This is a genomic window from Nocardioides silvaticus (genome assembly GCF_003160695.1).
Taxonomy (GTDB): domain Bacteria; phylum Actinomycetota; class Actinomycetes; order Propionibacteriales; family Nocardioidaceae; genus Nocardioides; species Nocardioides silvaticus.
In genome coordinates, this window is sequence record NZ_QGDD01000002.1 from 297,750 (window position 1) to 323,632 (window position 25,883).

Below are 25,883 nucleotides of genomic sequence, written 5' to 3' on the forward strand. Positions count from 1 at the left end.
CGATGGCGAGGGACACCCCGCGGCACACGCTGGCCCGGCGCGGCCTGGTCGTGCTCGTCGCGCTGGCCGTGGTCGGCGCGCTGCTCTCGCTGCGCAGCAACGGCACCTTCGGGGCCAAGCCGCACGTGTCGGCGGTGGTGGCCGACGCCGGGGGCGCGCTGCGCAAGGGCTCCGACGTCAAGATGGGCGGCGTCCTGGTCGGCAAGGTGAGCTCGATCGAGCGCGACGACTCCGGCGGCGTGCTCATCGACATGGAGATGTCGCCCGAGGACCTGGAGTTCGTCCCGGACAACGTGGTCGCGCGCATCCTGCCCGCGACCGTGTTCGGCACGACGTTCGTCGACCTGGTCGTCCACGGCGAGCCCTCCGACGACCACCTCGAGGCCGGCGACGACATCGCGGCCGACACCACCCAGGACACCCTCGAGTTCCAGCAGGCCCTCGACGACATCGACCGCCTGGTCAAGGCGCTCGGGCCGGCCGAGCTCGCCTCGGCGATCGGCTCGGCGTCGCAGGCGCTCGACGGTCGCGGCGACCAGCTGGCCACGACGGTCGACACCTTGAACTCCTACCTGGCCCGGCTCAACCCGCGGATGCCGGCCGTGCGGGCCGACCTCGAGGCGCTCGCGACCACGGTCGCGGTCGTCGACGAGGTGGCGCCCGACCTCCTCGACGCCACCGAGGACGGGCTCGTCTTCGCCGACAGCCTGATCCAGCAGGAGGCCGCGCTCACGTCGTTGCTCACGGGGGGCACCGCCCTGGCCGACCGCTCGACGGAGTTCCTGTCGCGCAACGAGCAGCGGCTGGTGCGCTGGATCCGGGGCATGGGCGGCTTCGTCGACGTCCTCTACGACAACCGGCGGGCCGGCATCACCGACGCCATGACGATCAACGCCGCTCTCGGCAAGGCCCTCCCCACCGTCATCAAGCAGGGCTTCATCCAGTCCGACGCGGTGCTCAACACCGACCTGCCGCCGTACTACGGCGCGGGCGACCGCCCCTCGTTCCGCACGAGCTTCAGCTCGATGGTGGGAGGCGACCGATGACCGGCATCAGGGCGGTCGCGGCCAAGGTGGCGGCGTTCACGATCGTCAGCATCGTGCTGCTGGTGATCCTGGCCAACACCATGCTCAACGGTCTCTCCGGCGACAAGGTCGCCTTCAGTGCGGAGTTCTCGGACGTCAGCGGGCTCGCGGTCGGCGACGACGTGAAGGCAGCCGGGGTGCGGGTCGGCCGGGTGACGGCGATCGAGACGACCGACGACGGCGCCATGGTCGACTTCGAGCTCGTCGAGGAGCAGAAGATCTACGACACCACCCGCGTCATCATGCGCTACCAGAACCTGCTCGGACAGCGCTACCTCCAGCTGCAGCAGGAGGGTCCGCGGGGTGAGGAGCTGGCGGACGGCACCACCATCCCGATGTTCGTCGACCACGGACCCGCCCGGGACCGGTGGCGGACCAGCCCGGGCTTCGACCTCACCGAGCTGCTCAACGGCTTCCGGCCGCTCTTCGAGATCCTCCAGCCCGGTGACGTCAACCAGCTCGCGACGTCGATGATCAAGGTCCTCCAGGGCGAGGGGGGCACGATCGAGGGCCTGCTCGGCCAGACCGCGGAGCTGACCACGTTCCTCGCCGACCGCGACGAGGTGATCGGCGAGGTGATGACCAACCTGACGCCGGTCCTCGAGAACCTGGCCGGCCAGGGCGGCGAGCTCCAGGCGACGGTGGTCGAGCTGAAGCGGCTGATGACCGGTCTGGCCCGTGACCGCAAGGCGATCGGGGGCTCGATCGACAGCATCGGCTCGCTGGTCGGCGCGACCAGCGACCTGCTGCAGGACGTCAAGGTGCCGATGACCCGCACCACGGACCGGTTGGCGGCCGTGGCGGCGATGTTCGCCGACTCCCGCACCGAGCTCGAGGACTCGATCGCCGCGTTCGGCACTATCTTCGAGTCGCTGGGCCGGATCGGGTCCTACGAGAACGCGCTCAACGTCTACCTGTGCTCGTTCGCCATCAAGATCGGCAGCCTGGAGGTCAACCCCGCCGGCGGCAACGGACCGTGGGCGGAGGTGTGCCGATGAAGCCGATGAACGCCCGGGACCCGTTCAAGGTCGGACTGGTCGCGATCGCGCTGCTCGGCCTCCTCGGTGGGGTCGTGCTGTTCCTCAGCCTCGCCAACTTCGGCACCACGTCGTACACCGCGGTGCTCGAGCACACCGGCGGACTGCGTGCCGGCGAGTCGGTGCAGGTCCACGGCGTCACCAAGGGTGAGGTGACCGCCATCGAGCTCGAGGAGGACCGGGTGGTCGTCGAGTTCGCCCTCGACAGCGACATCGAGCTCGGCTCGCGCACCGAGGCGACCGTGAAGGTCGCGACCCTCCTCGGCACCCACTACCTCGAGGTCGACCCGTCCGGCGCCGGCGAGCTCGCCGACGGCACCATCCCGGTCGAGCGGACCTCGGTGCCCTACAACCTCCAGGACGTGATCGAGAGCGGAGCCGGCGCGCTGGAGGAGCTGGATCCCGAGCTGCTCGCGGAGTCGCTCACCCAGTTCGCCAGCACCCTCGGTGCGACCCAGGAGGAGATCCGGCCCGCCCTCGAGGGCGTGGCGCGGCTGTCGGAGTCGGTCGCGAGCCGCTCCGACCAGGTCGGGGCGCTCCTCACCGCTGCCCGCAGCGTCACCGACCAGCTCGCCGCCAGCAACGCCGACATCATCGAGATGATGAAGCAGACCAACCTGGTCGTCGCCGAGGTCACCAGCCGGCGGCAGGCGATCCACCGGCTGCTCGTCGAGACCACGGAGCTGGCCCGGGCGCTCGAGTCGATCGTGGAGTCGACCAGGGGCAAGCTGCAGCCAGCGCTGCGCGACCTCAACGAGGTCATCGCCTTCCTCAACCAGCAGGACGACGAGCTCCAGCACGTGCTCGACGTGATGGCGCCCGCCGCCCGCTACGTCGCCAACGCCGCCGGCAACGGGCCGTGGGTCGACCTGTTCGCCCACGAACCGGCCCTCCCGGCCGACGACGTGGCGTGCCGGATGAGGAGGGACTGCCGATGAGGGCGCAGCCCCGCCCTACGACGCGTGCCGCCCGCGCGCTCGGCCTGGCGCTGATGGTGGTCGTGCTGCTGCTGACAGGCTCCTGCTCCTCCCTGCCGGTCGGCGGCGGCGGGACGATGGAGGTCACCGTCCACTTCGAGGACTCCGCCGGCCTGTTCGTCGGCAACGACGTCGGCATCCTGGGCGTCACCGTCGGGAAGGTCACGAAGATCGAGCCGCAGGGCGACCAGGTCGAGGTGACCCTGGAGGTCGACGACGAGTACGACGTCCCGGCCGACGCCGGCGCCGTCGTGGTCGCCCGGTCGGTGGCGACCGACCGCTACGTCGAGCTGACACCGGTCTACTCCGAGGGACCGAAGATGGAGGACGGCGACGAGATCGGGATCGAGCGCACGCGGACCCCGGTCGACTTCGACCAGGTCCTCGCGTCGCTCAACGAGTTCGCGACAGGCATCGCCGGGTCGAAGAAGGCGACCAACGCGATCCGCCGCTTCATCAACGCCGGCACCAAGACCCTCAAGGGCAACGGGCCACTGATGAACCAGACCGTCCACGCGCTGCAGGAGGGCATCAACGGCATCCATGCCCAGCGCGACAACATCGCCTCTACCCTCCGCTCGCTCGACGTCCTCCTGGCCGCCGTGGAGACCAACAAGGAGACGGCGCGGACGTTCATCCAGCAGGTCGCCGAGGCGGCCGACCTGCTGGCCGACGAGCGGGAGAACTTCCGCGCCGCCCTCCGGTCGCTCGACGACGCGGTCACGGTCGTCGCCGAGTTCGCGGTCGACAACCGGGCGCAGATCGTGGAGGCGCTCAACGGGTCGACCCGGGTGATGAGGACGATCCTCGAGAAGCAGCGGTCGCTCACCGAGATCCTCCAGGTGCTGCCGCTCGCGCTGCAGAACCTCGACCGCGCCCAGTCCGGCGACCGGATCCCGGTCGTCTTCGACCCGCTGGTCCTCACGTCCCTCGGCGGGATCCTCCAGGACGTCTGCGACCGGCTCCCGCCGGCGATCTGCGCGCTGATCGGCAGCGACCCGACGGGGGGCCGCTGATGACCAGTCGCACCAGGACCGGCGCCGCGACGGTGGTGGCGCTCGGCGTGCTGGCAGCGGCCGCGGGCTGCTCGACCACCATGCGCGACCTGCCGATCCCCGGCACCGGCGTCTCCGGCGACACGATCGAGATCAAGGCGGAGTTCGACGAGGCGCTCAACCTCGCCGAGGGCGCCCCGGTCAAGGTCAACGGCGTCGACAGCGGCAAGGTGAAGTCGATCGGCATCGACGACTACACCGCCGTCGTCACGATGGAGGTCCGCACGGACGCCGAGCTGCACGAGGGGGCGACCGCGCGACTCCGCTACACCACCCCGCTGGGAGAGCTGTTCGTCGACGTGACCAATCCCGCCGAGGGCGCCGACCTGGACGACGGGACCACCCTCGGGCTCGCCGAGACCGAGACCGCGCCGACCGTCGAGGACGCACTGGCGCAGGCGTCCCTCCTCATCAACGGCGGTGGCCTCGACCAGCTGCAGACGATCACCGAGGAGCTCAACACGGCTCTCAACGGCAACGAGGCCGACGTCCGGCTGCTGCTGGAGCAGTCGGCGACGTTCCTCACCCAGGCCAACGCGACGACGGCCAGCATCGACGCCGTGCTCACCTCGCTCGACTCGTTGTCGGGAACGCTCGACGCCCGTCAGGACGTCATCAACCGCGCGATGAGGGAGATCCGGCCTGCAGCAGCCGTGCTGCGCCGGGCGACACCGGAGCTGACCGGCCTGCTCGAAGCGGTCCGGCGCTTCGCCAGTGCCGCCGACGACACGGTGCGCGCCACTCGGTCGCAGCTCTTCGCGCTCCTCGCCGAGACCGAGCCGGTCCTGGCCGAGCTCGCGTCGAACAGGGGCCGGTTCAAGGACATGTTGCGCAGCCTCACCTCGGCCGCCGACGCCCTGCGCGGCGTCGTACCCGGCGACTACGGCTCGATCTCGCTCGACCTGCACCTCGACGAGTTCAAGGTCGGCAACATCCCTGGTCTCCAGGGCATCCTCGACCTGCTCGGCATCACCGCCCCGCTCGGGGACGTGCTGGACGCCCTCGGGCTCGACGACCTGCTGGGCGGCCTCAGCGGCCTCCTCCCGCGCCCGACCTCCGACCCCGGCACCACCAGGGACGAGGGCGAGCAGGGCGACGGCACGGAGCGGCCGGGCAGGGGGCCCGTCGGCGACGACCTGTTGCTCCCGCTGTCGCTCGACGGCGTGCTGGACGAGCTGCTCGGGGGAGGTGCCTGAGGGATGCCGAACGTGCGCAACATCGTGACCGACAAGCTCTACCTGAGCGCCGTGGGCATCGTCCTCGTCTTCCTGGTGGCGATCGCCTACCTCTTCGCGGCCGTGCTCGACCAGCCGCTGACCGAGCGGCCGATCACCGTCGAGGTCGAGCTCGAGCAGACCGGCGGCCTCTTCGAGGGCTCGGTCGTCACCTATCGTGGTGTGAAGGTCGGCAAGGTCACCGAGATCGTGCCCACCGACGAGGGTGTCACCGCGACCATCCGCCTGAGCGCCGGGACCGACATCCCTGCCGACTCGCTCGCCCGGGTCCGCAGCCTCTCGCCGGTCGGCGAGCAGTACCTCGACTTCCAGCCCGACGACACCGACGGGCCCTACCTGGAGAGCGGTGACACGATCGGAGCGGAGTCCACGGACCTGCCGGAGAGCCTGAGCGAGACCGTCGTCGCGGTCAGTGCGGTGCTCCGCCAGATCGACGACAGGAAGTTGCGCATCGTGCTCGGCGAGCTCAGCACGGCCCTCGCCGGCACCGGCGACGACCTCGGCCGGATCCTCGACCAGGGCACCGACCTGCTCGCGACCCTCGACGCGGTCTGGCCCGAGACCGACCGGGTGATCGACAGCTCCGGTGAGGTGCTGCGCATCGTCAGCGACAACCGGGGGAGCCTGCGCACGCTCGGCGTCAAGGCCAAGCAGTTCGCGGCGTTCCTCCGCAGCTACGACCCGGAGTGGCAGCAGGTGCTCGACCGTGCGCCGGAGCAGATCGAGGCACTCACCGACCTGGTCCGCGACGCCGAGGAGGTGCTGCCCGGCTTCCTCGACACCGGCGTCAGCTTCACCGACGTCGTCATGGCCTACGAGCCGCACCTCCGGACGCTGCTCCAGGTGTACTCCCGCGGCCTGGGCGCGCTCGTCGCCGTGCTCAAGGGCGGGCGGCTGCGCATCGAGCTGATCGGCCAGCACACCGCCCGCTGCAGCTACGGGACGCCCCACCACCAGCCCTACGACCCCGAGCGGCACGCCTTCCAGCCCGGCGGCCGCTGCCCGGCCTCCTTCGACCGCCTGCAGCGCGGCGCGGCGCACGCCCCGGGGCCGGTCCGATGAGCGTCACCAGGGTCGGCGCCCCCGGCACCGGGGGCGAGGACCGCGAGAAGCTCTACCGGCTCCTCGTCATCGTCCTCGTCGGGGTGCTGGTCGCGACCTGGGTCGTCGTGGTGTGGCTGGTCCAGGGCAAGAGCAGCGCCGACGAGGAGCTGGAGGAGACCAAGGCCTCGTACGCCGCGGGCCCGGACGCCCAGGCGGAGGCGGAGCGGATCCTCGGGGAGATGATCTCCTTCGACCACCGCGAGATCGAGGACGAGTACGAATGGACGCGCTACCTCGGCGACGACGAGCTGCGGAGCGAGTACGAAGACTCGATCATCCCGAGGCTCACCAAGGTGATCCGCAGGACGAAGGCCGCCGCGGACGGCGAGGTCGTGCAGTCGGCGTACGACCAGGTCGACGAGGACCACGTCGAGGTGCTGGCGTTCATCCGGCAGACGCTGACCGACGTCGAGAACAAGGACGGTGTGCTGGCCGAGCAGTGGGCCTCGCTGTCGATGTCGCGCGACGGGGACGGCTGGCTCATCGACAAGGTCGACATCGTCTCCGTGCCGCCGCCGTCGTGACCTGGCGGGTCGGGGCACGGCCCGCGTGCCCCCGCCCACTAGATTGACTGCCGTGGGACGGCGGGCGATCGAGCGGGGCGGGCTGGGGCTCTCACGGCTCCTGCGCCGGGTGCTGCTGACGGTCCTCGGCGTCCAGGTCGGGCTCGCGGTCACGATGTCCCTGGTCGACTCCTACCGGCGTCGCGGCAAGAAGCCGAAGCCGTTCCCGACCCGGGAGCCGGAGACGGTCGCCGTCGGCGACGGCGAGGTCACGACCTACACCTTCGGCCGCGACCTCTACGACGACATGATCGCGGCGATCGACGGCGCCGAGCGGCAGATCCTCTTCGAGACCTACATCTGGAAGGGCGACGCCACCGGCGAGCGCTTCAAGCGGGCCCTGGCGGCCGCCGCCGACCGCGGAGTGGAGGTCTACTGCATCTACGACGGCTTCGCGAACCTGGTGGTGTCGCCCTCCTTCAAGCGGTTCCCCACCTCGATGAAGGTCCTGCGCTACCCGGTCTACGCAGCCGGGTGGCGGTTCTTCGACCTGCGCCGCTACGGCCGCGACCACCGCAAGATCCTCGTGGTCGACGACCACACCGGGTTCATCGGCGGCTACAACATCGGATCGGCCTACGAGACCGAGTGGCGCGACACCCACGTCCGGGTGACCGGCCCGGCCGTGTGGGACCTCAAGCGGGCGTTCGCCGACTTCTGGAACCTCAACCGCCGGCGGCGGCTGCGGGCCTCCGAGCGCCCCCTGCTGCTCGAGACGGCGTCGACCTGGGAGCCGAGCATCCGCTTCCAGCGCAACGTGCCGCGGCTGTGGGTCTTCCCGATCCGCGGCATGTACCTCGAGGCGATCAACCGTGCGAGCCGGAACATCTGGCTGACCCAGGCCTACTTCCTGCCCGACCAGGACTTCGTCGATGCCCTCAAGGACGCCTCGCGCCGGGGCGTCGACGTGCGACTGCTGCTGCCGCTGAAGTCCAACCACATCGTCGCCGACTGGATCTCCCGCGGTTACTTCACCCAGCTGCTCGACGCCGGCGTCCGGGTGCTGCGGTTCCGTGACGCGATGGTCCACGCCAAGACCGCGACGGTCGACGGCACCTGGTGCACCGTCGGCACGGCGAACATCGACCGGCTCAGCCTGCAGGGCAACTACGAGATCAACCTCGAGGCCATCGACCAGGAGCTCGCGAAGCAGCTGGAGGAGATCTTCCTCGTCGACCAGTCGAACTGCCTCGAGCTCACGAGCGAGGAGTGGGAGGCCCGCGACCTCCACCGCAAGTTCACCGAGGCCTTCCTCTCGCCGCTCCGGCCACTACTCTGAGGCGGGTGCTCCCGATCATGAGGCCACCCGTCCGCGACCTCGCCGGCAAGAACGTCTTCGTCACCGGGGCCGCCAGCGGGATCGGACGGGCGGTCGCGCTCCAGGCGGCGCGCGAGGGTGCCGTGCTCCACCTCACCGACATCCAGGGTGAGCTGCTGGCCACGGTCGCCGACGAGGCGGTCGCGGCCGGTGGCACGGTGGCGGTCGCCGAGCCGGCGGACATCACCGACCTCGACGCCGTACGACGGCTCGCCAAGCTCGTCACCGAGACCTCCGGCGCCATGCACGTCGTCCTCAACGTGGCCGGCATCGCGATCTGGGGGACGGTGCGGGGCCTGGAGCACGAGCACTGGCGCTCGCTCGTCGAGGTGAACCTGATGGGCCCGATCCACGTCATCGAGGAGCTCGTCCCGCCGATGATCGAGTCCGGTCGGGGCGGCCAGCTGGTCAACGTCTCCTCGGCGGCCGGCATCATCGCCATGCCCTGGCACGCCGCCTACAGCGCGACCAAGTTCGGCCTGCGCGGGATCTCCGAGGTGCTGCGCTACGACCTGCGGCGGCACCGGATCGGCGTCACCCTCGTGGCGCCCGGGGGCGTCGACACCGGGCTGGTGCAGACCATCCGCATCGCCGGCGTCGACGCGAACGACCGACGGTTCCGCCGCGCCCGCAAGGGTTTCCAACGGCACGCCGTCTCGCCCGAGAAGGCCGCCGAGGCGATCTGGAAGGGCGTGAAGCGCAACAAGTACTGGGTCTACACATCCGCCGACATCCGGCTCGTCCACCTGCTCCAGCGCTACTTCCCGCCGGGCTACGCGGTCGCGATGCGGATCTTCAGCTGGGGTGCCCACCGGGTGCTGCCGGCCGTCGACGACGCCCGGCGATCGGACCTGTCGTGACGGAGCAGTCGGGCACACCCCGCGTCGCGCCCGGCACCTGGCGTGAGACCGGGCCGGCGGTTGCCGCGTTCGCCGCGATCGCCGGCCGGGTGACCGGGACCGAGCCGCCCGCGGTGTTCCGGACGCTGGGACGCAACCGCGGCCTGTTCTGGGGCTGGCTGCACTTCGCCGGCCGGCTGATGCCGGGCGGCAGGCTGCCGCGGCGGCGGTCCGAGATGGTGATCCTCCGGGTCGCGGCCACGTGCGCGTCGGACTACGAGCTGACCCAGCACCGTCGGCTCGGGCGGCGCGCCGGACTCAGCCCCGACGAGATCGCGCGGGTCGAGGCGGGTGGGCTGGACGGCTGGACCGGACGCGACCGCTTGCTCCTGGCGGCGACCGACGAGCTGGTGGCGACCGAGGACCTGACCGACGAGTCGTGGGCCGCCCTCCGCGCGGACTTCGACGAGCGCGAGGCCATCGAGATCGTCATGCTGGTGGGTCACTACCGGATGCTCGCGACCGCTCTTCGGACCCTCCGCGTGGTCCCGGACCGACCTCGCAGGTGACGTCGGGCGAGCCCGACGGGTAGGGACTGTCGGCGCGGGCTCGTACGCTCGTAGCATGCGCCCGATCACCGACCTCGAGCGTCGCGTCGCCCCGTTCAAGGTGGAGTCCGACTACCAGCCCTCCGGCGACCAGCCGGCGGCCATCGCGGAGATCACGCGCCGGATCCAGGACGGCAGCCAGGACGTCGTGCTGCTCGGCGCCACCGGCACCGGCAAGACCGCGACCGTGGCCTGGGTCGCCGAGCAGGTGCAGCGGCCGATCCTCGTCATGCAGCCCAACAAGACGCTGGCCGCCCAGTTCGCCAACGAGCTGCGCCAGCTGTTCCCCAACAACGCGGTCGAGTACTTCGTCTCCTACTACGACTACTACCAGCCCGAGGCCTACGTCCCGCAGACCGACACCTACATCGAGAAGGACAGCTCGATCAACGAGGAGGTCGAGCGGCTGCGGCACTCGGCCACCAACAGCCTGTTGACCCGGCGCGACGTGATCGTGGTGTCGACGGTGTCCTGCATCTACGGCCTCGGCACCCCGCAGGAGTACGTCGACCGCATGGTGCGGCTCCGGGTGGGGGAGGAGCACGACCGCGACACGGTGCTGCGGCGGCTGGTCGAGATCCAGTACACCCGCAACGACCTGTCGTTCACCCGCGGCACCTTCCGGGTGCGGGGCGACACCCTCGAGATCTTCCCGGTCTACGAGGAGATGGCGGTCCGCATCGAGTTCTTCGGAGACGAGATCGAACGGCTGATGACGCTCCACCCGGTGACGGGGGAGGTGCTGACCGAGGACAAGGAGCTCTACGTCTTCCCGGCCAGCCACTACGTCGCCGGCCCGCAGCGGATGGAGCGGGCGATCCGCGGGATCGAGGAGGAGCTGGCCGAGCAGCTGGCGACGTTCGAGCGCCAGGGCAAGATGCTCGAGGCGCAGCGGCTGAGCATGCGTACGACCTACGACATCGAGATGATGCGCCAGATCGGCACCTGCTCGGGCATCGAGAACTACTCGATGCACATCGACGGCCGCAGCCGCGGCTCGGCGCCGAACTGCCTCCTCGACTACTTCCCCGAGGACTTCCTGCTCGTCGTCGACGAGTCCCACGTCGCCGTTCCGCAGATCGGTGGCATGTACGAGGGCGACATGTCCCGCAAGCGCAACCTGGTCGAGCACGGCTTCCGGTTGCCGAGCGCGATGGACAACCGGCCGCTGCGCTGGGAGGAGTTCCTCGACCGGATCGGCCAGACGATCTACCTGTCGGCGACCCCGGGCGACTACGAGCTCGACAAGGTCCAGGGCGACGTGGTCGAGCAGATCATCCGTCCGACCGGCCTGATCGACCCCGAGGTGGTCATCAAGCCGACGAAGGGCCAGATCGACGACCTGATCCACGAGATCCGGCTGCGCACCGAGCGCAACGAGCGGGTCCTGGTGACGACGCTGACCAAGAAGATGTCGGAGGACCTCACCGACTACCTGCTCGACGCCGGCATCCGCACCCGCTACCTCCACTCCGAGGTCGACACGCTCAAGCGCATCGAGCTGCTCCGCGACCTCCGCCTGGGCGCCTACGACGTCCTCGTCGGCATCAACCTGCTGCGCGAGGGCCTCGACCTGCCCGAGGTCTCCCTGGTGTCGATCCTCGACGCCGACAAGGAGGGCTTCCTCCGGTCCGACAAGTCGCTCATCCAGACCATCGGCCGCGCGGCGCGCAACGTGTCCGGCCAGGTGCACATGTACGCCGACCGGATCACCCCCTCGATGGAGTCCGCCGTCGACGAGACCAACCGGCGCCGCGAGAAGCAGATCGCCTACAACAAGGCCCACGGCGTCGACCCGCAGCCGCTGCGTAAGAAGATCGCCGACATCACCGAGATGCTCGCCCGCGAGGACGAGACCACCCAGGAGCTGCTCCAGACGTGGGCCGACGTCGGCGTCAAGGGCCGCGCCGGCGGGGTCAAGGGCCGCAAGGCGCCGGTCCCGACCCTGGGCGAGCGCGCCGCGGGCGAGCACGCCGCCGAGCTGGCAGGCCTCCCCAGCTCCGACCTCGCCGCCCTCATCCAGGACCTGACCGACCAGATGAAGGGCGCCGCCGCGGAGCTCCAGTTCGAGCTCGCCGCCCGCCTCCGCGACGAGATCAACGAGCTCCGCAAGGAGCTCCGTCAGATGGTGGAAGCAACGAAATAGCCGACCCGTCGCAAACTCGCACGCAGGGCCAGCCGACCCGGCGCGAGCTCGCGCTCATTTCTTGATCTTGCGCAGGTGGCTCAGCCCGACCAGCCGGGCGATCACGAGGGCGACGTAGAGGACGCCGGCGACCTGCTCGACCATGACCAGCGAACGGGCGTGGTCGTGGACGGGGTAGACGTCGGAGAGGCCGACGCTGGTGAGCGTGGTGAAGGAGAGGTAGAGCAGCTCGAACCACTCCTGGTCGGCGGCGACGTCGGCGCCGTAGCCGACGAAAGAGCCCGGCCAGATCGCCTGGGCGGCGGCGTAGAGGTAGGCGAACGCCCACGCGACCACGGTGAACGCGGCGCCGACGGCGTAGAGCTCGTCGCGGGTGACGACGTCGTCGTGGAACAGGTAGCGGATCATCGCGTAGGAGACGAACAGGTAGAACGGCACGTGGAAGGCCGCCGAGGCGATGACGACCGCGTCGGAGTCCCTGGTCACGGCCTCCAGGACGGCGAAGACCATCGCCGGCAGGCCGAGCACCACCGCGACCCAGCTCAGGACCGGCGTGTAGCGGACCGCCCAGGCCGCGATGAGCACCACGCACATCTGGACCACGCCGACGACCGCGCGGCCCGCTGTGGTTCCGTCGAGGAACGGGTAGGCGAGCACCACGACCAGCTGGGCGACCAGCAGGACGGCGGATGGGTGCCGGGCGACGGTGCGGACGGCGTCGGGTGGGGCCACGGAGCGGAACTGTACGACGGAACATCCGTGATTATCGGATCGGACACGTTCAGGACATTTGACCCGATAGCGTGACACACCGCGGTCCGGACTCGTTGGTGACATGTGTAACGGGTCACAGTATGGTTCGTTGACCACGTAACGAGAACACGTTCTAGTATTGCTGCGACATGGTGTCAGTCAGGCGGGGGAGGTGACCGGGTTGGCGTTCAGCGCTGCTTCGGTCATCCGTGGACCCGGCGAGATGGCGGTCATGACCGTCGAGGTCACCAAGCGGATCTTCACCAAGCCGTTCCAGTTTCGCGAGTTCATCGAGCAGGCCTGGTTCATCACCAGCGTGACGCTGATGCCGACGATCCTGGTCTCGATCCCCTTCGGCGCCGTCATCTCGCTGCAGGTCGGGAACCTCACCGGTCAGCTCGGCGCCCAGTCCTTCGCCGGTGCCACCGCGGTGCTGGCGACGGTCCGCGAGGCCGCGCCGATCGCCGCGGCGATGATCATCGCCGGTGCCGCCGGCTCCGCCATCTGCTCCGACCTCGGCGCGCGCAGGATCCGCGAGGAGATCGACGCGATGGAGGTGCTCGGCATCGACCCGCTCGAGCGGCTCGTCGCGCCTCGGGTCGTCGCGACCATGTTCGTCGCCGCCATGATCAACGGCATCGTGATCGCCGCCGGCATCGGGGGCGGCTACTTCTTCACCGTCATCGTGCAGGACGGCTCGGCCGGAGCGTTCCTCTCCTCCTTCACGGCGCTCGCCTCGCTGCCCGACCTCTACATCGCCATGATCAAGGCGATCATCTTCGGCTTCCTGGCCGCGATCGTGGGGGCCTACAAGGGCCTCAACGCCGGCGGTGGGCCTCTCGGCGTCGGCCGCGCGGTGAACGAGTCGGTCATCGTCGCGTTCATGCTGCTGTTCTTCCTCAACGCGGTGATCTCCGCGATCTACTTCCAGGTCGTTCCTCCGGTGGGGCTCTGACATGGCAGTTGTTTCCGAGCTCGCGGGCGACGCCCTCCAGGCGCGCCGCCGCTCCCTGGAGCAGTACGGCGACCAGCTGCTGTTCTACGTCAAGGCGATCGTCTGGGTGCCCGCCGCGATCAAGCGCTACCCCCGCGAGATCACCAACACCCTGGCCGAGGTCGCCTTCGGCGCGGGCGGACTGAGCGTCATCGCGGGCTCGGTCGGCGTCATCGCGTTCATGTCGTTCTTCGCCGGCACCGAGGTCGGTCTCCAGGGCTACGCATCGTTGAGCCAGATCGGCGTGGCCAAGTTCAGCGCCTTCATCTCCGCCTACTTCAACACGCGCGAGGTGGCGCCCCTGGTCTCGGCGATCGCACTCGCCGCCACGGTCGGTTGCGGCTACACCGCCCGCCTGGGCGCGATGCGGATCTCCGAGGAGATCGACGCCCTCGAGGTGATGGCGGTCCCGTCGCTGCCGTTCCTGGTGACGACGCGCATCATCGCGGCGTTCGTCGCCGTGATCCCGCTCTACATCGTGGCGCTGTGCGCGTCGTACCTCTCGCCACGACTCATCGTCGTCTACATCTACGGCCAGTCCGCCGGCACCTACGACCACTACTTCCTGCAGTTCCTGCCACCGATCGACATGCTCTGGTCGTTCGGCAAGCTGCTGTTCCTGGCGGTCGCGGTCATCCTCATCCACTGCTACTACGGCTACACGGCCTCGGGTGGTCCCGCCGGCGTGGGCCGGGCCGTGGGCCGGGCGATCCGCACCAGCATCGTGACGATCGTCGTTGCCGACTTCTTCCTCAGCTTCGCCATCTGGGGCTCCACCACGACCGTGCGGATCACGGGGTAAACCGCCGATGCTCGTCAACATCCACCACGACTCCGCCAAGGAGCACAACCGGCTGCTCGTCGCCGGCATCGGCTTCCTGGTGACGATCGCGATCCTCGTCTACCTGTCGATCGCGATCTACAACAAGGACTTCGAGCGCAACACGATGGTGACGGTCAAGGCCGACCGGGCGGGCCTGCAGCTCGCGAAGTTCGGTGACGTCCGGCTCAACGGTGCCCTCGTCGGCCAGGTCCGCGAGATCGGCCAGGACGGCGAGGACGCCGAGATCAAGATCGCGCTCGACCCGGAGGCGGCGAAGGAGATTCCCGACAACGTCGAGGTCGAGATCCTTCCGACCACGCTGTTCGGCCAGAAGTTCGTCTCGTTCGTCCGGCCGCGGAATCCCTCGGCCGATCCGATCGAGGACGGCGACGTGATCCCCGCCGATCGGGTCGACACCAACGTCGAGCTCAGCCAGATCCTCGCCGACCTGTTCCCCCTGCTGCGCGCGGTCCGCCCTGCCGACCTCAACGCCACCCTCAACGCGCTGGCGACGGCGCTGGAGGGCAGGGGCGAGCAGCTCGGCACGACGATGGACCAGCTGGGCAGCTACCTGTCGGTCATCGACGACCACCTGCCGACGCTGCGGGAGGACCTGATCGCGCTGGCCGAGGTCGCCGACGCCTACGACCTCGCAGCCCCCGACCTGCTCGACACGCTCGACAACGTCACCGTGACGAGCCGGACGATCAGCGAGAAGGCTGCCGACCTCGACGTGTTCTTCGCCGATCTCGCCGGTCTGGCACGGACGTCGACGCGGATCCTGCGCAACAACGAGCAGAACATGATCGAGATGGGGCGGGTGACCGAGCCGGTGCTCGCCCTGCTCGACACCTACTCGCCCCAGCTGCCCTGCCTGATCAAGGGCGCGGCGGCGTACGCCCCGATCCTGTCGAAGACGTTCGAGGGCAACGTGGTCAAGCAGTACTTCGAGTTCGGGAACGCGCAGTTCCGTGTCTTCGACGAGGACGACCTGATGGAGTACGGCGAGGTCGGCCACGGTCCGTGGTGCCTGGGTCTGCCGAAGTTCAAGGTGCCCGGCGACCGGGTCCCGCTCGACAACGGCAGCGACATCGACGAGAACCCGCCGACCAGCCCGATCCCCAACTTCGGGGTGCTCCCCGACATCGACCTGACCAGCGGCTTCGCCGGCAGCCAGGGCGACCAGCAGGTCGTCAACGCCATGCTGGCGGACCGCACCGGCACCCCGCCCGACGAGTACGGCGCCCTCGGCTCGCTGCTCTACGGCCCGGTCGTGCGACAGGGGGCGAGCGCGGGATGACGTCGGCCCACAACCGCAACATCGTCTTCTACTCGGCTCTCATCAAGCTGGGCTTCTTCACGGTCGTCTCGGTGCTGGTCACCGGCCTGCTCGTCGTGATCATGGGCAACATCGGCCTGGGCGGTGGCCGCACCTACTCGGCGATCTTCACCAACGCGAGCACCCTCGAGAAGGGCGACGACGTCCGCGTCGCGGGCGTCAGCGTCGGCGAGGTCAAGAAGGTCGAGCACTACGAGCGGTCGATGGCGAAGGTGACCTTCCGGATCGACGACGAGATCGACCTGACGACCGTCTCCACGGCCGAGATCCGGTTCCTCAACCTGGTCGGTGACCGCTACCTGGCGCTCGAGGAGGGTGCCGGCGCCGACGACGCCGAGGTGCTCGACGAGGGCGACACCATCCCGGTCCAGCGCACCAGCCCGTCCCTCGACCTGACCGTGCTGTTCGACGGGTTCAAGCCGCTGTTCCAGGCACTGACGCCGGAGCAGGTCAACGAGCTGAGCCTCAACCTGGTCCAGGTCCTCCAGGGGGAGGGCGGCACGGTCCGGGGCCTCCTCGAGCACACCGCGTCGCTCACGACGGCGCTCGCCGACCGGGACCAGCTCATCGGTGAGGTCGTCACCAACCTCAGCGAGACCCTCGACACCGTGAACCGCCGCCACAAGCAGCTGAGCAGCCTGGTCATCGAGCTCAAGGACTGGATGACCGACCTCGCCCGTGACCGCGAGACGATCGGCGGCTCGCTCGACAACATCTCGGCGCTGACCGTCGAGGTGGCCGACCTGCTGCGCCGCGGCCGGCCGCTGCTGAAGCGCGACATCACCGCCCTGCACGACCTCGCCAAGCTCCTCAACCGACCGGACCAGCGGGCGGAGATCGTCGACCTGCTCGACCGGATGCCGGAGGTGATGTCGGACCAGATCCGCACCGGCACCTACGGCTCCTGGTACCAGTACTACATCTGCGCCGCCTCGGTCCGTCTCGACCTTCCGGTGCTGGGCGAGATCCCGATCATCGACCGGATCGAGCAGCTCTTCTCCAAGTTCGAGTTCAAGTCGACCGTGGAGAGGTGTCAGGACCGATGAACGTCCGGAACGACCGGCGGGTCATGCGACTCGGGATCATCACGTTGGTCCTGGTCGCCGTCGTGTCCGCTGCCACCTTCAACCTCGGGAAGTTCCCGGGTTTCCGCGGCACCAAGTACCACGCGGAGTTCAGTGACGCCAGCGGCATCCACAAGGGCAACATGGTGCAGGTCGGCGGCATCCGCGTCGGCCGGGTCACCGACGTGGTGATCGACCCGGAGAGCAAGGACCGGGTGATCGTCTCGTTCGAGATCGACGACGGTGACGTGGAGCTCGGCCCCGACTCCTCGGCGTCGATCGAGGTGCTCAACCTGCTCGGCGAGAAGTTCCTCGACATCCAGCCCTCCGCCGAGGGTGACCTCGACGCCGGCGCCACCATCCCGCTCGAGAACACCCAGGCCGCCTACGACATCGTCGGCGTGTTCGGCGACCTGACGACCACCACCGAGGAGATCGACACCGACCAGCTGTCAGCGGCCCTCGACGTCGTCTCGGGCACGGTGGACGACTCCGCGCCCGAGATCGCAGCGGCGTTCGACGGGATCGCCCGCCTGTCGCGCAGCGTCTCCCAGCGGGACGAGCAGATCCAGACGCTCTTCGAGAGCTCGCAGGAGGTCACCCAGGTCCTCGAGGACCGCAGCAAGGACATCGTCCGGCTGATGGGCCGCAGCGACCTGGTCTTCAAGGAGCTCCAGCGGCGCAAGCGGGCCGTGCACGAGCTGCTCGTCAACGCACGCACGCTCGCGATCGAGCTGCGGGGGGTGGCGAAGGACAACGAAGCGCAGATCGGACCCGCGTTGAAGGAGGTCGACGACCTCCTCGCCGTGCTGGTGGACAAGAAGGACCAGCTCAAGGCGACGCTCCACGAGGTCGGTCCCTACGTCGAGATCCTCAGCAACATCATCGGCACCGGCCCCTGGTTCGACGCGCTCGCCGTCAACCTGGCCTCGATCCCCACCGGTGAGTTCGTCCCGGGCTTCGCGGAGTGATGGCGATGGTGACCAAGGTGTGGCAGCGGATCGACCGGCGGCTGGTGCTGCTCGTCGTGCTGCTGATCGGGGTCGGCGCGGTCCTCAACGTGGCGCGGTCCCCGCAGGACATGAAGACCGTGACTGCGTTCTTCCCGCGGGCGGTCAGCGTCTACGAGGGCACCGACGTCCGGATCCTCGGCGTCAACGTCGGCGAGGTCACCTCGGTGGTGCCGTCGGGCAACGCGGTGCGCGTCGAGATGGAGTACGACGCGTCCTACGACCTGCCGGCCGACGCGAAGGCCGTGATCGTCACGCCCACGCTCGTCGCCGACCGTTTCGTCCAGCTGACGCCGACCTACGAGAGCGGGCCGAAGCTCCAGGACGGCGCCGAGATCGCGCTGCCGGACACCGGAGTGCCGGTCGAGCTCGACCGCATCTACAGCAGCCTGCAGGCACTCACCCGCGCGCTGGGTCCGAACGGGGTCAACCGGAACGGCAGCCTCAACAACCTGCTGAAAGCGGGCAAGAAGGCGCTGGACGGCCAGGGGCGGGCCGGCAACGAGATGATCCGGGAGCTGGCTCTCGCGGCCGAGACCTTCGGCGACAGCGCCGGCCCCCTGTTCGCCACCGTCAGCAACCTGGCCGCGTTCACCTCGACGCTTGCCGACAACGACCGGCTGGTACGCGCGTTCATGCAAGACCTCGCCGGCGTGTCGCAGACGCTGGCCGACGAGAGCGACGAGCTGCAGCAGGCGGTGGCGGCGGTCGCCGACGCGGTGGGCTCGGTCGAGTCGTTCGTGCGCGACAACCGGGACGGGCTGGCCAAGTCGATCCGACAACTGTCCACCGTGATGTCGACCATCGCCTCGGAGAAGGACAACCTGCGCACGGCCCTCGAGATCGCCCCGACCGCGATGGACTCGTTGCACCTCGGTTTCGACCACACCACCGGCTCGCAGAACTCGCGAGTCGGCATCGCCGGAGTCGTGTGGACGGCCGACGGCTTCATCTGCAGCCTGCTCCAGCAGAACCCGCTCGCGCCGCGGCCGCTCAAGGACCTCGCCTGCGACCTGATCTCCCAGCTGCTGAGCCCGATCATCGACAACCTGCCGTTCGTGCCACCGGGCTACCACCAGTACCTGCCCAAGCAGCAGAAGCCGGCGTTCGACAAGAAGGAGGGCACACTCAAGGTGCCCGCCACCCCGGACATCACCCAGGTCCCGGCTGACGACCCGAGCCTCGAGGGTCTGCTCGGAGGTGGCTCATGAGGACCAGGCTGACGGCGACCCGGCGGCCGCTCCGCTGGCTGCTCGCGACGGCGCTGGGCGCCTCGCTGCTCACCGGCTGCGACTTCGACGGCGCCTATGACCTGCCGCTGCCCGGCTCGCCGGTCGACGAGGACGACGCCTTCGAGGTGACGGCCGAGTTCGCCGACGTGCTGAACGTGGTGCCGCGCTCGCCGGTCATGGTCGACGACGTCGTCGTCGGCGAGGTCACCGAGGTGGAGCGCGTCGGCTGGCACGCGAAGGTGACGCTGCGGATCAAGGACGACGTGGTGCTCCCCGACAACGCGATCGCCGACATCCAGCAGGTCTCGCTGCTCGGCGAGAAGTACGTCTCCCTGGAGGAACCGACCGAGCAGGAGCCCGAAGGTCGCCTGGAACAGGGCGATGAGATCGACCTCGCGGTCACCGGGCGCAACCCGGAGGTCGAGGAGGTCCTCGGAGCACTCTCGTTCCTGCTCAGCGGCGGCGGCGTGGCGCAGCTCGGCACGATCACTCGCGAGGCCAACCTCGTCATGAGCGGCCGGGAGGACCGGCTCAAGGCGATGCTCGGGTCGCTCGAGGGGGTCCTCGCCACGCTGGACGGGCAGAAGACCGACATCATCCGCGCGCTCGAGTCGATGAACAACCTCGCCGCGACGCTCAACGCCGAGAAGAAGGTGATCGGCGACGCCCTCGACGCGGTCGGTCCGGCCATCGACGTGCTCGCCGACCAGCACGACGAGCTGATCGGGATGCTGAGCGCCCTCGAGGAGCTCGGCCGGGTCGGTACCCGGGTCATCAACGCGAGCAAGGAGGACGTGCTCAAGATGCTCGAGCACCTTGCTCCCGTGCTCGAGGGGTTGCACGGCGCCGGGCACGCGCTCGGTCCCGGGCTCAACCTGCTCGTCAGCTTCCCGTTCCCCAAGGCGGCCAACGACATCGTCCAGGGCGACTACGCCGACACGATCGCGCGTGCCGACATCGACCTCGACAACCTCTTGAAGAACATCGGCATCCCCGAGATCAACCTGCCCGACCCGGGCGAGGTCCTCGGCGCGGTCGCGCGCTGCCTGCGCAGCGGCTCCCTGGCCAGCACGGCGTGCGCCAAGGTGCTGCGAAGCGTCGACCTGCTCTCCGACCTCAAGCGGCAGTGTCGAGCGCCGGACATGCGCAACAGCCCGGTCTGTCGTCTCCTCAACGCCCTGCCCGACCTCGACCTGCAGAGCCTGCTCAGCGGTGGGCAGCTGCTCGGGTCGAGCTACGGGCCGACCGGCGGTGTCGACGGCCTGTCGCAGGAGCTGGTGCGCGGTCCCGACCCGGAACCGGCGGACGACACGGCCGGCCTGGTGGGGGTGACGACATGAGCAGAGGCGTACGCGTCCGCATCGCAGCGTTCATCGTGCTGAGCGCGGTCGGCATCACCTACATCACCGCAACGTACCTCGGGCTGGTCGACAAGATCACGGGCCGTGGCATCACGGTCACGGCGACCCTGCCCGGCTCCGGCGGCCTCTTCGAGGGCAGCGAGGTGACCTACCGCGGCGTGAAGATCGGCAAGGTCACCAAGATGAAGCCGACCGCGGAGGGCATCGAGCTCGAGCTGGCGCTGGAGGAGGACACCAAGCTCCCGGTCGACTCCTCGATGTACGTCCACAACCTCTCCGCCGTCGGTGAGCAGTACCTCGACTTCCAGCCCGAGGACGAGGACGGCCCCTACGCCGAGGACGGCACCGTCTTCGACGGCAACGAGACCTCGCTGCCCGTCGACGAGGCGGACCTGCTGATCGACATCGACGACTTCGTCGGGTCGGTCGACAAGCAGGCGCTGCGCGTGGTGATCGAGGAGCTCGGGCTGATGTTCACCGACACCGGCCGCGACCTGCAGGCGCTCCTCGACAACGGCTCGGTGTTCATCGAGGAGGCCTCCTCGCACACCGAGGAGACAGTGGAGCTGCTGCGCAACGGGCTGACCGTGCTGCGCACTCAGGCCGGACAGAAGGAGAACATCCGCTCTTTCGCCCGCGACCTCTCCACGCTCACCGCGGCTCTCCGCGGCAGCGACAAGGACCTGCGCAAGGTGCTCTCCAGCACGCCGGGGGCGGCCCGCGAGCTCCAGAAGCTGCTCGAGAAGGTGGAGCCCACGTTGCCGGTCCTGTTCGGGGACCTGGTCACCGTGGACCAGATCGTCCTGGCCAACCTCGCCGGTGTCGAGCAGCTCCTCGTCACCTACCCGACGCTGATGGCGGGCGGTCCGACGGGCTCGACCCGTGACGGCTGGGGGCACATCAACGTCCAGCTCGACTACAGCGTGCCGCCCTGCACCGACGGCTACCTCCACCCGAGCAAGTGGCGCAGCCCGCACGACCTCACCGACGCGCCGTACTACCCCGCGAAGTGCAACTCTCCCGCGCCGTACGTCCTCCGGGGACCGAAGTACGTGCCGGCCCGCCGCGGCAACGCCGCGACGCCTCGCGTCTACAGTGGCACCTACGACCCGGTGACGGGCGAGGCGCCGGGCGTCCGCGATGAGGAGGGCCGTCAGGTCGCCTTCCGTCAACCGGGGAACCTGTCGGTCCTGGGAGGGGATGCGTGGAAGTGGCTGCTCGTGGGTCCGGTGACTCGTTGACGGTGGGTTCGCCGGGTAAGCAGGGAAGCAGCAACGGGTCGGGGCTCAACACCGCGCTCGTCGTCGCGGCCGTGGTGCTCGTGCTGGCCGCCGCCGCTCTCGCCTGGCTGATGAACCGCACCTATGACAACCGGGCCGACGCCGTCGGCGACGGTGGCGTCTGGTCGGTGATCTCGATCGAGCGCGCCGATGCGTCGGCCGAGGCGCGTTCAGGTCGCGCCGGCGAGGACGTCGGCGGCGGCACGGTCCAGGCGATGGACCCCGCGCCGAAGGCGGAGCAGGAGCGCACCGCTGCGCAGATCGAGGCCGCGACCGCGATGGCGGACGCCTTCCTCAACCTCCAGTACGACGAGATCGAGACCGACATCGAAGAGGTGAAGTCGCTCGCCACCGGGGCTTTCCTTCGGCAGTACACGAAGGCGTCGGAGGACCTCGCGAAGCTCACCCGGCGGGCGCAGGCGACCCAGACCGGCGAGGTCGACTGGGCCGGGCTCGTGGCCGGCGACGACGACAGTGCCACCGTGATCGTCGCGACCTCGGGCACGGTCGCCAACAAGCTGACCGAGTTCGAGCCGGTGGCGCGGACCTACCGGCTCCAGCTCGAGATCGACCTCGTCGACGGCCAGTGGCTCACCAGCGACCTGCAGTACGTGAGGTGACCGGCATGTCCAGCAACACGCCCCGCCGCCCGTCGCGCACGACGACGCCCCGCCCGCGGAAGATCGCCGGCCGCGAGGAGACCCCGGCCGAGCAGGAACCGGCCCCGAAGGCCCCGGCAGCGCCGACCAGGGCGAAGGCACCGGCCGCATCGAAGCCCCCTTCCTCCGGCACGCCGCCCACCCCGCCGAAGCGACCGGTCGCCCAGCCGCCGGCCGACGACGGCGACGGGTCCGACCGCGCTGCCGGCCGGACGTCGACGCTGCTCGCCGTGCTCGGCCTGGTCGTCGTCGTGCTGATCGCGCAGTGCGGCTGGTTCGTCTGGAACAGCCTCCGCGACGTGGAGGTTGCCACCGTCGCCACCGAGGTCACGGGCCAGGGCGAGGAGGGGGAGGACTCGATCGCCGTGCCGGAGGACCGGCCGGTCGTGCTCAACCAGCTCGCGGTCCAGGAGGGCGTGGACGCCGCCGCTTCCGCGGCGCAGATCATGTTCGCGCGCAACTGGAAGAGCTACGACGACGGCGTCGAGGACGCCTTGTCGCTGATGACGGACTCGTTCGCCGAGGAGTACCAGAAGACCACCGACGACGTGAAGCAGGAGTTCGTCGCTGAGAAGACCGAGGTGCAGGTGCGCGTCGTCGCCCAGAGCGTGGTGCGTGCCAACGACACCGAGCTCGAGGCGCTGGTGTTCCTCAACCAGTACGTCTTCCGTGGGCAGGGCGAGGACGCGAAGTCGACCTACACCCCCTACCGGGCGCTGCTGACGATGGTGCACACCGACGACGGCTGGCTGGTCGACGGGATCGACACCAAGTAGCCCGCGAGACAAGGAGGGGACATGCCCCACGAGGAAGTAGAACACGTTACAGTTTCTTCCGTGGAGCATGACCTGGTCATCGTGGGCGCCGGCCCGACCGGGTTGTTCGCTGCCTACTACGCGGGCTTCCGCGGCATGAGCGTGGCCGTCGTCGACTCACTTCCGGAGCTCGGCGGCCAGATCACGGCGATGTACCCGGAGAAGTCGATCCTCGACGTCGCCGGCTTCCCGGACGTGAAGGGACGCGACCTGGTCGCCGGGCTCGTCGCGCAGGCTGCGACGGCCTCGCCGACGTACCTCCTCGACCGCACCGCGACCACCCTGGAGCAGGACGCCGACGGCGTCACCCTCGGCCTCGACGACGGGTCGTCGGTCCGTGCGAAGGTCATGATCATCACCGCGGGCATCGGCAAGTTCAGTCCACGGCCGCTTCCGGCCGGCGACGGCTGGCTGGGGCGGGGCATGGAGTTCTTCGTGCCGAGCTTCGAGCCGTACGCCGGCAAGGACGTCGTGATCGTCGGCGGCGGCGACAGCGCCTTCGACTGGGCTCTGCACCTCGAGCCGATTGCGGGGTCGGTGGCGCTCGTCCACCGTCGCGACGCGTTCCGGGCGCACGCCCGCACCGTCGAGCAGGTGCGAGCCTCCTCGGTCGAGATCATCACCAAGGCCGAGGTCACCGCTCTGCGGGATGCCGCCGGCGGCAGCACCGGCGATCTCGCCGAGGTGGAGATCACCGTCGACGGCGAGGTCACGACCCGCAAGGCCCAGGCCGTGGTGGCCGCCCTCGGGTTCGTCGCCGACCTCGGTCCACTGCAGCAGTGGGGGATCGAGACCAACAAGCGGCACCTGGTCGTGGACTCCTCCATGCGCACCAACCTCGAGCGGGTCTTCGCCGCCGGCGACATCACCGACTATCCCGGCAAGGTGCGGCTGATCGCGGTCGGGTTCGGCGAGGCCGCCACCGCCGTCAACAACGCTGCGGTCGTGATCGACCCGTCGGCCCACGTGTTCCCCGGACACTCATCGGAAGGAAGCTGAGCGCATGTCCAACACCGGGACGAGCGGACGCGACGCGGTCAAGCTGAGCGACGAGGAGGTCCAGGCGCTCCTGGCCGAGAACCTCAAGGTGCAGGTAGCGAGCAACGGCCCCGACGGCACGCCGCACCTGACCACGCTCTTCTACATCGTGCGCGACGGCAGGATCGCGTTCTGGACCTACGGTCGGAGCCAGAAGATCCGCAACCTCGAGCGCGACCCCCGCGTCAGCGCGCTGGTCGAGGACGGCGTCGACTACTTCGAGCTGCGCGGCGTCTCCATCCAGGGCCGCGCCGAGATCGTGCGCGACTACGAGGAGATCTACTCGATCGGCTCCGAGGTCGCGACCCGGATGCTCAACGCCGAGTCGTTCGAGGCGCTCGGTGACTTCGGGCGCGAGACCGTCGAGAAGCAGGCGCAGAAGCGTGTCGCCGTGATCATCCACCCGGAGCACGTCGCCACCTGGGACCACCGCAAGATGGTGTGAGGAGAGAAGAGATGAAGATCAAGGTCGACTTCGACCTGTGCGAGTCGAACGCGATGTGCGAGGCACTGGCCCCGGACGTGTTCGAGCTCGACGACGACGACTTCCTGCAGCTCAACACCGACGAGGTGACCGCTGAGAACGAGCAGCGGGTGCGGCAGGCCGTGGCGGCCTGCCCGCGGGCGGCGATCTCCCTGGTGGAGGACGAGTGAGCCACGACCTGGACGGCAAGGTCGCGATCGTCACCGGGGCCGGAGCCGGCCTCGGGCGCGCCGAGGCACTGGCTCTGGCCGACGCGGGTGCGCGGGTCGTGGTCAACGACCTGCCCGGAGCAGGTGACGAGGCGGCCGAGGAGATCCGCAGCCGCGGTGGCGAGGCCACCGTCGTCGCAGGCGACGTCAGCGAGCGGGCGACCGCCGACGCGATGGTCGCCGCCGCGGTGGAGGGGTACGGCGCGCTCGACGTGGTCGTCAACAACGCCGGCATGACCCGTGACCGGATGCTCTTCAACATGTCCGACGAGGAGTGGGACGCCGTCATCGCGGTCCATCTCCGCGGCCACTTCCTGCTGAGCCGCAACGCGGCGTCGTACTGGCGCGGCAAGTCGAAGGAGGCGGGCGCCCCGGTCTACGGCAGCGTCATCAACACCGCCTCCGAGGCCTTCCTCGGCGGCTCGCCGGGGCAGCCGAACTACGCGGCCGCCAAGGCCGGCATCACCGCGCTCACCCTGTCCACCGCGCGGGGGCTGTCCCGGGTCGGCGTGCGTGCCAACGCGATCTGCCCGCGCGCCCGCACGGCGATGACTGCCGACGTGTTCGGTGAGGACACCTCCGGCGAGTCCGTCGACCCGTACTCGCCCGACCACGTCGCGCCGCTCGTCGCCTACCTGGCGTCCCCGGCCGCGGAGCGGATCACCGGCCAGGTCTTCGTCGTCTACGGCGGCATGGTGGCCGTCGTGGCGGCACCGGTCGTCGCGCAGCGGTTCGACGCGTCGGGCGACGTGTGGACCGGCGACGACCTCGACAAGCAGCTCGGCGGCTGGTTCGCCGACCGGGACCCCTCCGTCGGCTTCGCGGCGGACTCGATCATGCAGCTGGAGGTCTGAC

26 protein-coding genes are annotated in these 25,883 nt (G+C 69.5%); 25 read left to right on the top strand and 1 reads right to left on the bottom strand.

Annotation, left to right across the window (positions count from 1 at the left end):
• Positions 1-2 precede the first annotated feature (2 nt).
• From DJ010_RS06255 to uvrB, 11 genes are read left to right on the top strand one after another with little or no spacing between them, the layout of a single operon-like run.
• Positions 3-1,046, top strand: coding sequence for an MCE family protein (locus DJ010_RS06255; RefSeq protein ID WP_109692773.1), 1,044 nt, complete (start codon positions 3-5; stop codon positions 1,044-1,046).
• Positions 1,043-2,083: an MCE family protein gene (locus DJ010_RS06260; RefSeq protein WP_109692774.1), complete on the top strand. Its 1,041-nt coding sequence runs from the start codon at positions 1,043-1,045 to the stop codon at positions 2,081-2,083. Before DJ010_RS06255 ends, DJ010_RS06260 begins: the two co-directional genes overlap by 4 nt.
• Positions 2,080-3,060: an MCE family protein gene (locus DJ010_RS06265; RefSeq protein WP_109692775.1), complete on the top strand. Its 981-nt coding sequence runs from the start codon at positions 2,080-2,082 to the stop codon at positions 3,058-3,060. The genes DJ010_RS06260 and DJ010_RS06265 overlap by 4 nt, the downstream gene beginning before the upstream one ends.
• The gene (locus DJ010_RS06270; protein WP_109692776.1) at positions 3,057-4,115 is read left to right on the top strand and encodes an MCE family protein; all 1,059 of its coding nucleotides are present in this window, start codon (positions 3,057-3,059) and stop codon (positions 4,113-4,115) included. Before DJ010_RS06265 ends, DJ010_RS06270 begins: the two co-directional genes overlap by 4 nt.
• Positions 4,115-5,350, top strand: coding sequence for an MCE family protein (locus tag DJ010_RS06275; RefSeq protein WP_109692777.1), 1,236 nt, complete (start codon positions 4,115-4,117; stop codon positions 5,348-5,350). Before DJ010_RS06270 ends, DJ010_RS06275 begins: the two co-directional genes overlap by 1 nt.
• 12 nt (positions 5,351-5,362) lie before the next feature.
• Complete coding sequence (locus tag DJ010_RS06280; RefSeq protein ID WP_158282953.1) at positions 5,363-6,451, top strand: MlaD family protein; 1,089 nt, start codon at positions 5,363-5,365, stop codon at positions 6,449-6,451.
• Complete coding sequence (locus DJ010_RS06285; protein WP_109692779.1) at positions 6,448-7,017, top strand: hypothetical protein; 570 nt, start codon at positions 6,448-6,450, stop codon at positions 7,015-7,017. The genes DJ010_RS06280 and DJ010_RS06285 overlap by 4 nt, the downstream gene beginning before the upstream one ends.
• Positions 7,018-7,069: 52 nt before the next feature.
• Positions 7,070-8,335, top strand: a complete 1,266-nt coding sequence (locus DJ010_RS06290; protein WP_245927280.1) for a phospholipase D-like domain-containing protein — start codon at positions 7,070-7,072, stop codon at positions 8,333-8,335.
• A 5-nt stretch (positions 8,336-8,340) separates the two neighbouring features.
• The gene (locus tag DJ010_RS06295) at positions 8,341-9,234 is read left to right on the top strand and encodes an SDR family oxidoreductase (RefSeq protein ID WP_245927281.1); all 894 of its coding nucleotides are present in this window, start codon (positions 8,341-8,343) and stop codon (positions 9,232-9,234) included.
• A complete protein-coding gene (locus DJ010_RS06300) occupies positions 9,231-9,782 on the top strand; it encodes a carboxymuconolactone decarboxylase family protein (RefSeq protein WP_109692780.1) in 552 nt (183 codons plus the stop codon). The genes DJ010_RS06295 and DJ010_RS06300 overlap by 4 nt, the downstream gene beginning before the upstream one ends.
• A gap of 55 nt (positions 9,783-9,837) precedes the next feature.
• A complete protein-coding gene (gene uvrB / locus DJ010_RS06305) occupies positions 9,838-11,967 on the top strand; it encodes an excinuclease ABC subunit UvrB (RefSeq protein WP_109692781.1) in 2,130 nt (709 codons plus the stop codon).
• A 54-nt stretch (positions 11,968-12,021) separates the two neighbouring features.
• Here uvrB and DJ010_RS06310 read toward each other — a convergent pair whose 3' ends face one another.
• The gene (locus DJ010_RS06310; RefSeq protein ID WP_245927283.1) at positions 12,022-12,699 is read right to left on the bottom strand and encodes an ion channel; all 678 of its coding nucleotides are present in this window, start codon (positions 12,697-12,699) and stop codon (positions 12,022-12,024) included.
• 202 nt (positions 12,700-12,901) lie between these two features.
• Between DJ010_RS06310 and DJ010_RS06315 the strand changes: the two genes are divergently transcribed.
• The 14 genes from DJ010_RS06315 to DJ010_RS06380 are packed head-to-tail and all read left to right on the top strand — an operon-like array spanning position 12,902 to position 25,882.
• Complete coding sequence (locus tag DJ010_RS06315; protein ID WP_109692783.1) at positions 12,902-13,675, top strand: MlaE family ABC transporter permease; 774 nt, start codon at positions 12,902-12,904, stop codon at positions 13,673-13,675.
• A 1-nt stretch (position 13,676) separates the two neighbouring features.
• Positions 13,677-14,516, top strand: a complete 840-nt coding sequence (locus DJ010_RS06320; protein WP_109692784.1) for an MlaE family ABC transporter permease — start codon at positions 13,677-13,679, stop codon at positions 14,514-14,516.
• A 7-nt stretch (positions 14,517-14,523) separates the two neighbouring features.
• Positions 14,524-15,837 (top strand): MCE family protein, encoded by a 1,314-nt coding sequence (locus tag DJ010_RS06325; RefSeq protein ID WP_109692785.1) that lies wholly within the window; start codon positions 14,524-14,526, stop codon positions 15,835-15,837.
• Positions 15,834-16,922, top strand: coding sequence for an MCE family protein (locus DJ010_RS06330; RefSeq protein WP_109692786.1), 1,089 nt, complete (start codon positions 15,834-15,836; stop codon positions 16,920-16,922). Before DJ010_RS06325 ends, DJ010_RS06330 begins: the two co-directional genes overlap by 4 nt.
• A complete protein-coding gene (locus DJ010_RS06335) occupies positions 16,919-17,911 on the top strand; it encodes an MCE family protein (protein WP_109692787.1) in 993 nt (330 codons plus the stop codon). Before DJ010_RS06330 ends, DJ010_RS06335 begins: the two co-directional genes overlap by 4 nt.
• Before the next feature lie 5 nt (positions 17,912-17,916).
• Positions 17,917-19,161 (top strand): MCE family protein, encoded by a 1,245-nt coding sequence (locus tag DJ010_RS06340; protein WP_158282954.1) that lies wholly within the window; start codon positions 17,917-17,919, stop codon positions 19,159-19,161.
• Positions 19,158-20,522, top strand: a complete 1,365-nt coding sequence (locus DJ010_RS06345; RefSeq protein ID WP_109692789.1) for an MCE family protein — start codon at positions 19,158-19,160, stop codon at positions 20,520-20,522. The genes DJ010_RS06340 and DJ010_RS06345 overlap by 4 nt, the downstream gene beginning before the upstream one ends.
• Positions 20,519-21,784, top strand: a complete 1,266-nt coding sequence (locus DJ010_RS06350; protein ID WP_109692790.1) for an MlaD family protein — start codon at positions 20,519-20,521, stop codon at positions 21,782-21,784. Before DJ010_RS06345 ends, DJ010_RS06350 begins: the two co-directional genes overlap by 4 nt.
• A 2-nt stretch (positions 21,785-21,786) precedes the next feature.
• Positions 21,787-22,443, top strand: coding sequence for an Rv1363c family protein (locus tag DJ010_RS06355; protein ID WP_109692791.1), 657 nt, complete (start codon positions 21,787-21,789; stop codon positions 22,441-22,443).
• 5 nt (positions 22,444-22,448) lie between these two features.
• A complete protein-coding gene (locus tag DJ010_RS06360; RefSeq protein WP_109692792.1) occupies positions 22,449-23,258 on the top strand; it encodes a hypothetical protein in 810 nt (269 codons plus the stop codon).
• A 60-nt stretch (positions 23,259-23,318) separates the two neighbouring features.
• On the top strand, positions 23,319-24,296 hold the full coding sequence (locus DJ010_RS06365) for an NAD(P)/FAD-dependent oxidoreductase (RefSeq protein ID WP_245927285.1): 978 nt from the start codon (positions 23,319-23,321) through the stop codon (positions 24,294-24,296).
• Positions 24,297-24,300: 4 nt separating this feature from the next.
• Entirely contained in the window at positions 24,301-24,780 is a 480-nt protein-coding gene (locus DJ010_RS06370; RefSeq protein ID WP_109692794.1) for a pyridoxamine 5'-phosphate oxidase family protein, read from the top strand.
• A gap of 11 nt (positions 24,781-24,791) precedes the next feature.
• Positions 24,792-24,989: a ferredoxin gene (locus DJ010_RS06375; RefSeq protein WP_109692795.1), complete on the top strand. Its 198-nt coding sequence runs from the start codon at positions 24,792-24,794 to the stop codon at positions 24,987-24,989.
• On the top strand, positions 24,986-25,882 hold the full coding sequence (locus DJ010_RS06380) for a 3-oxoacyl-ACP reductase (protein WP_109692796.1): 897 nt from the start codon (positions 24,986-24,988) through the stop codon (positions 25,880-25,882). Before DJ010_RS06375 ends, DJ010_RS06380 begins: the two co-directional genes overlap by 4 nt.
• The last annotated feature ends 1 nt before the right edge of the window (position 25,883 follow it).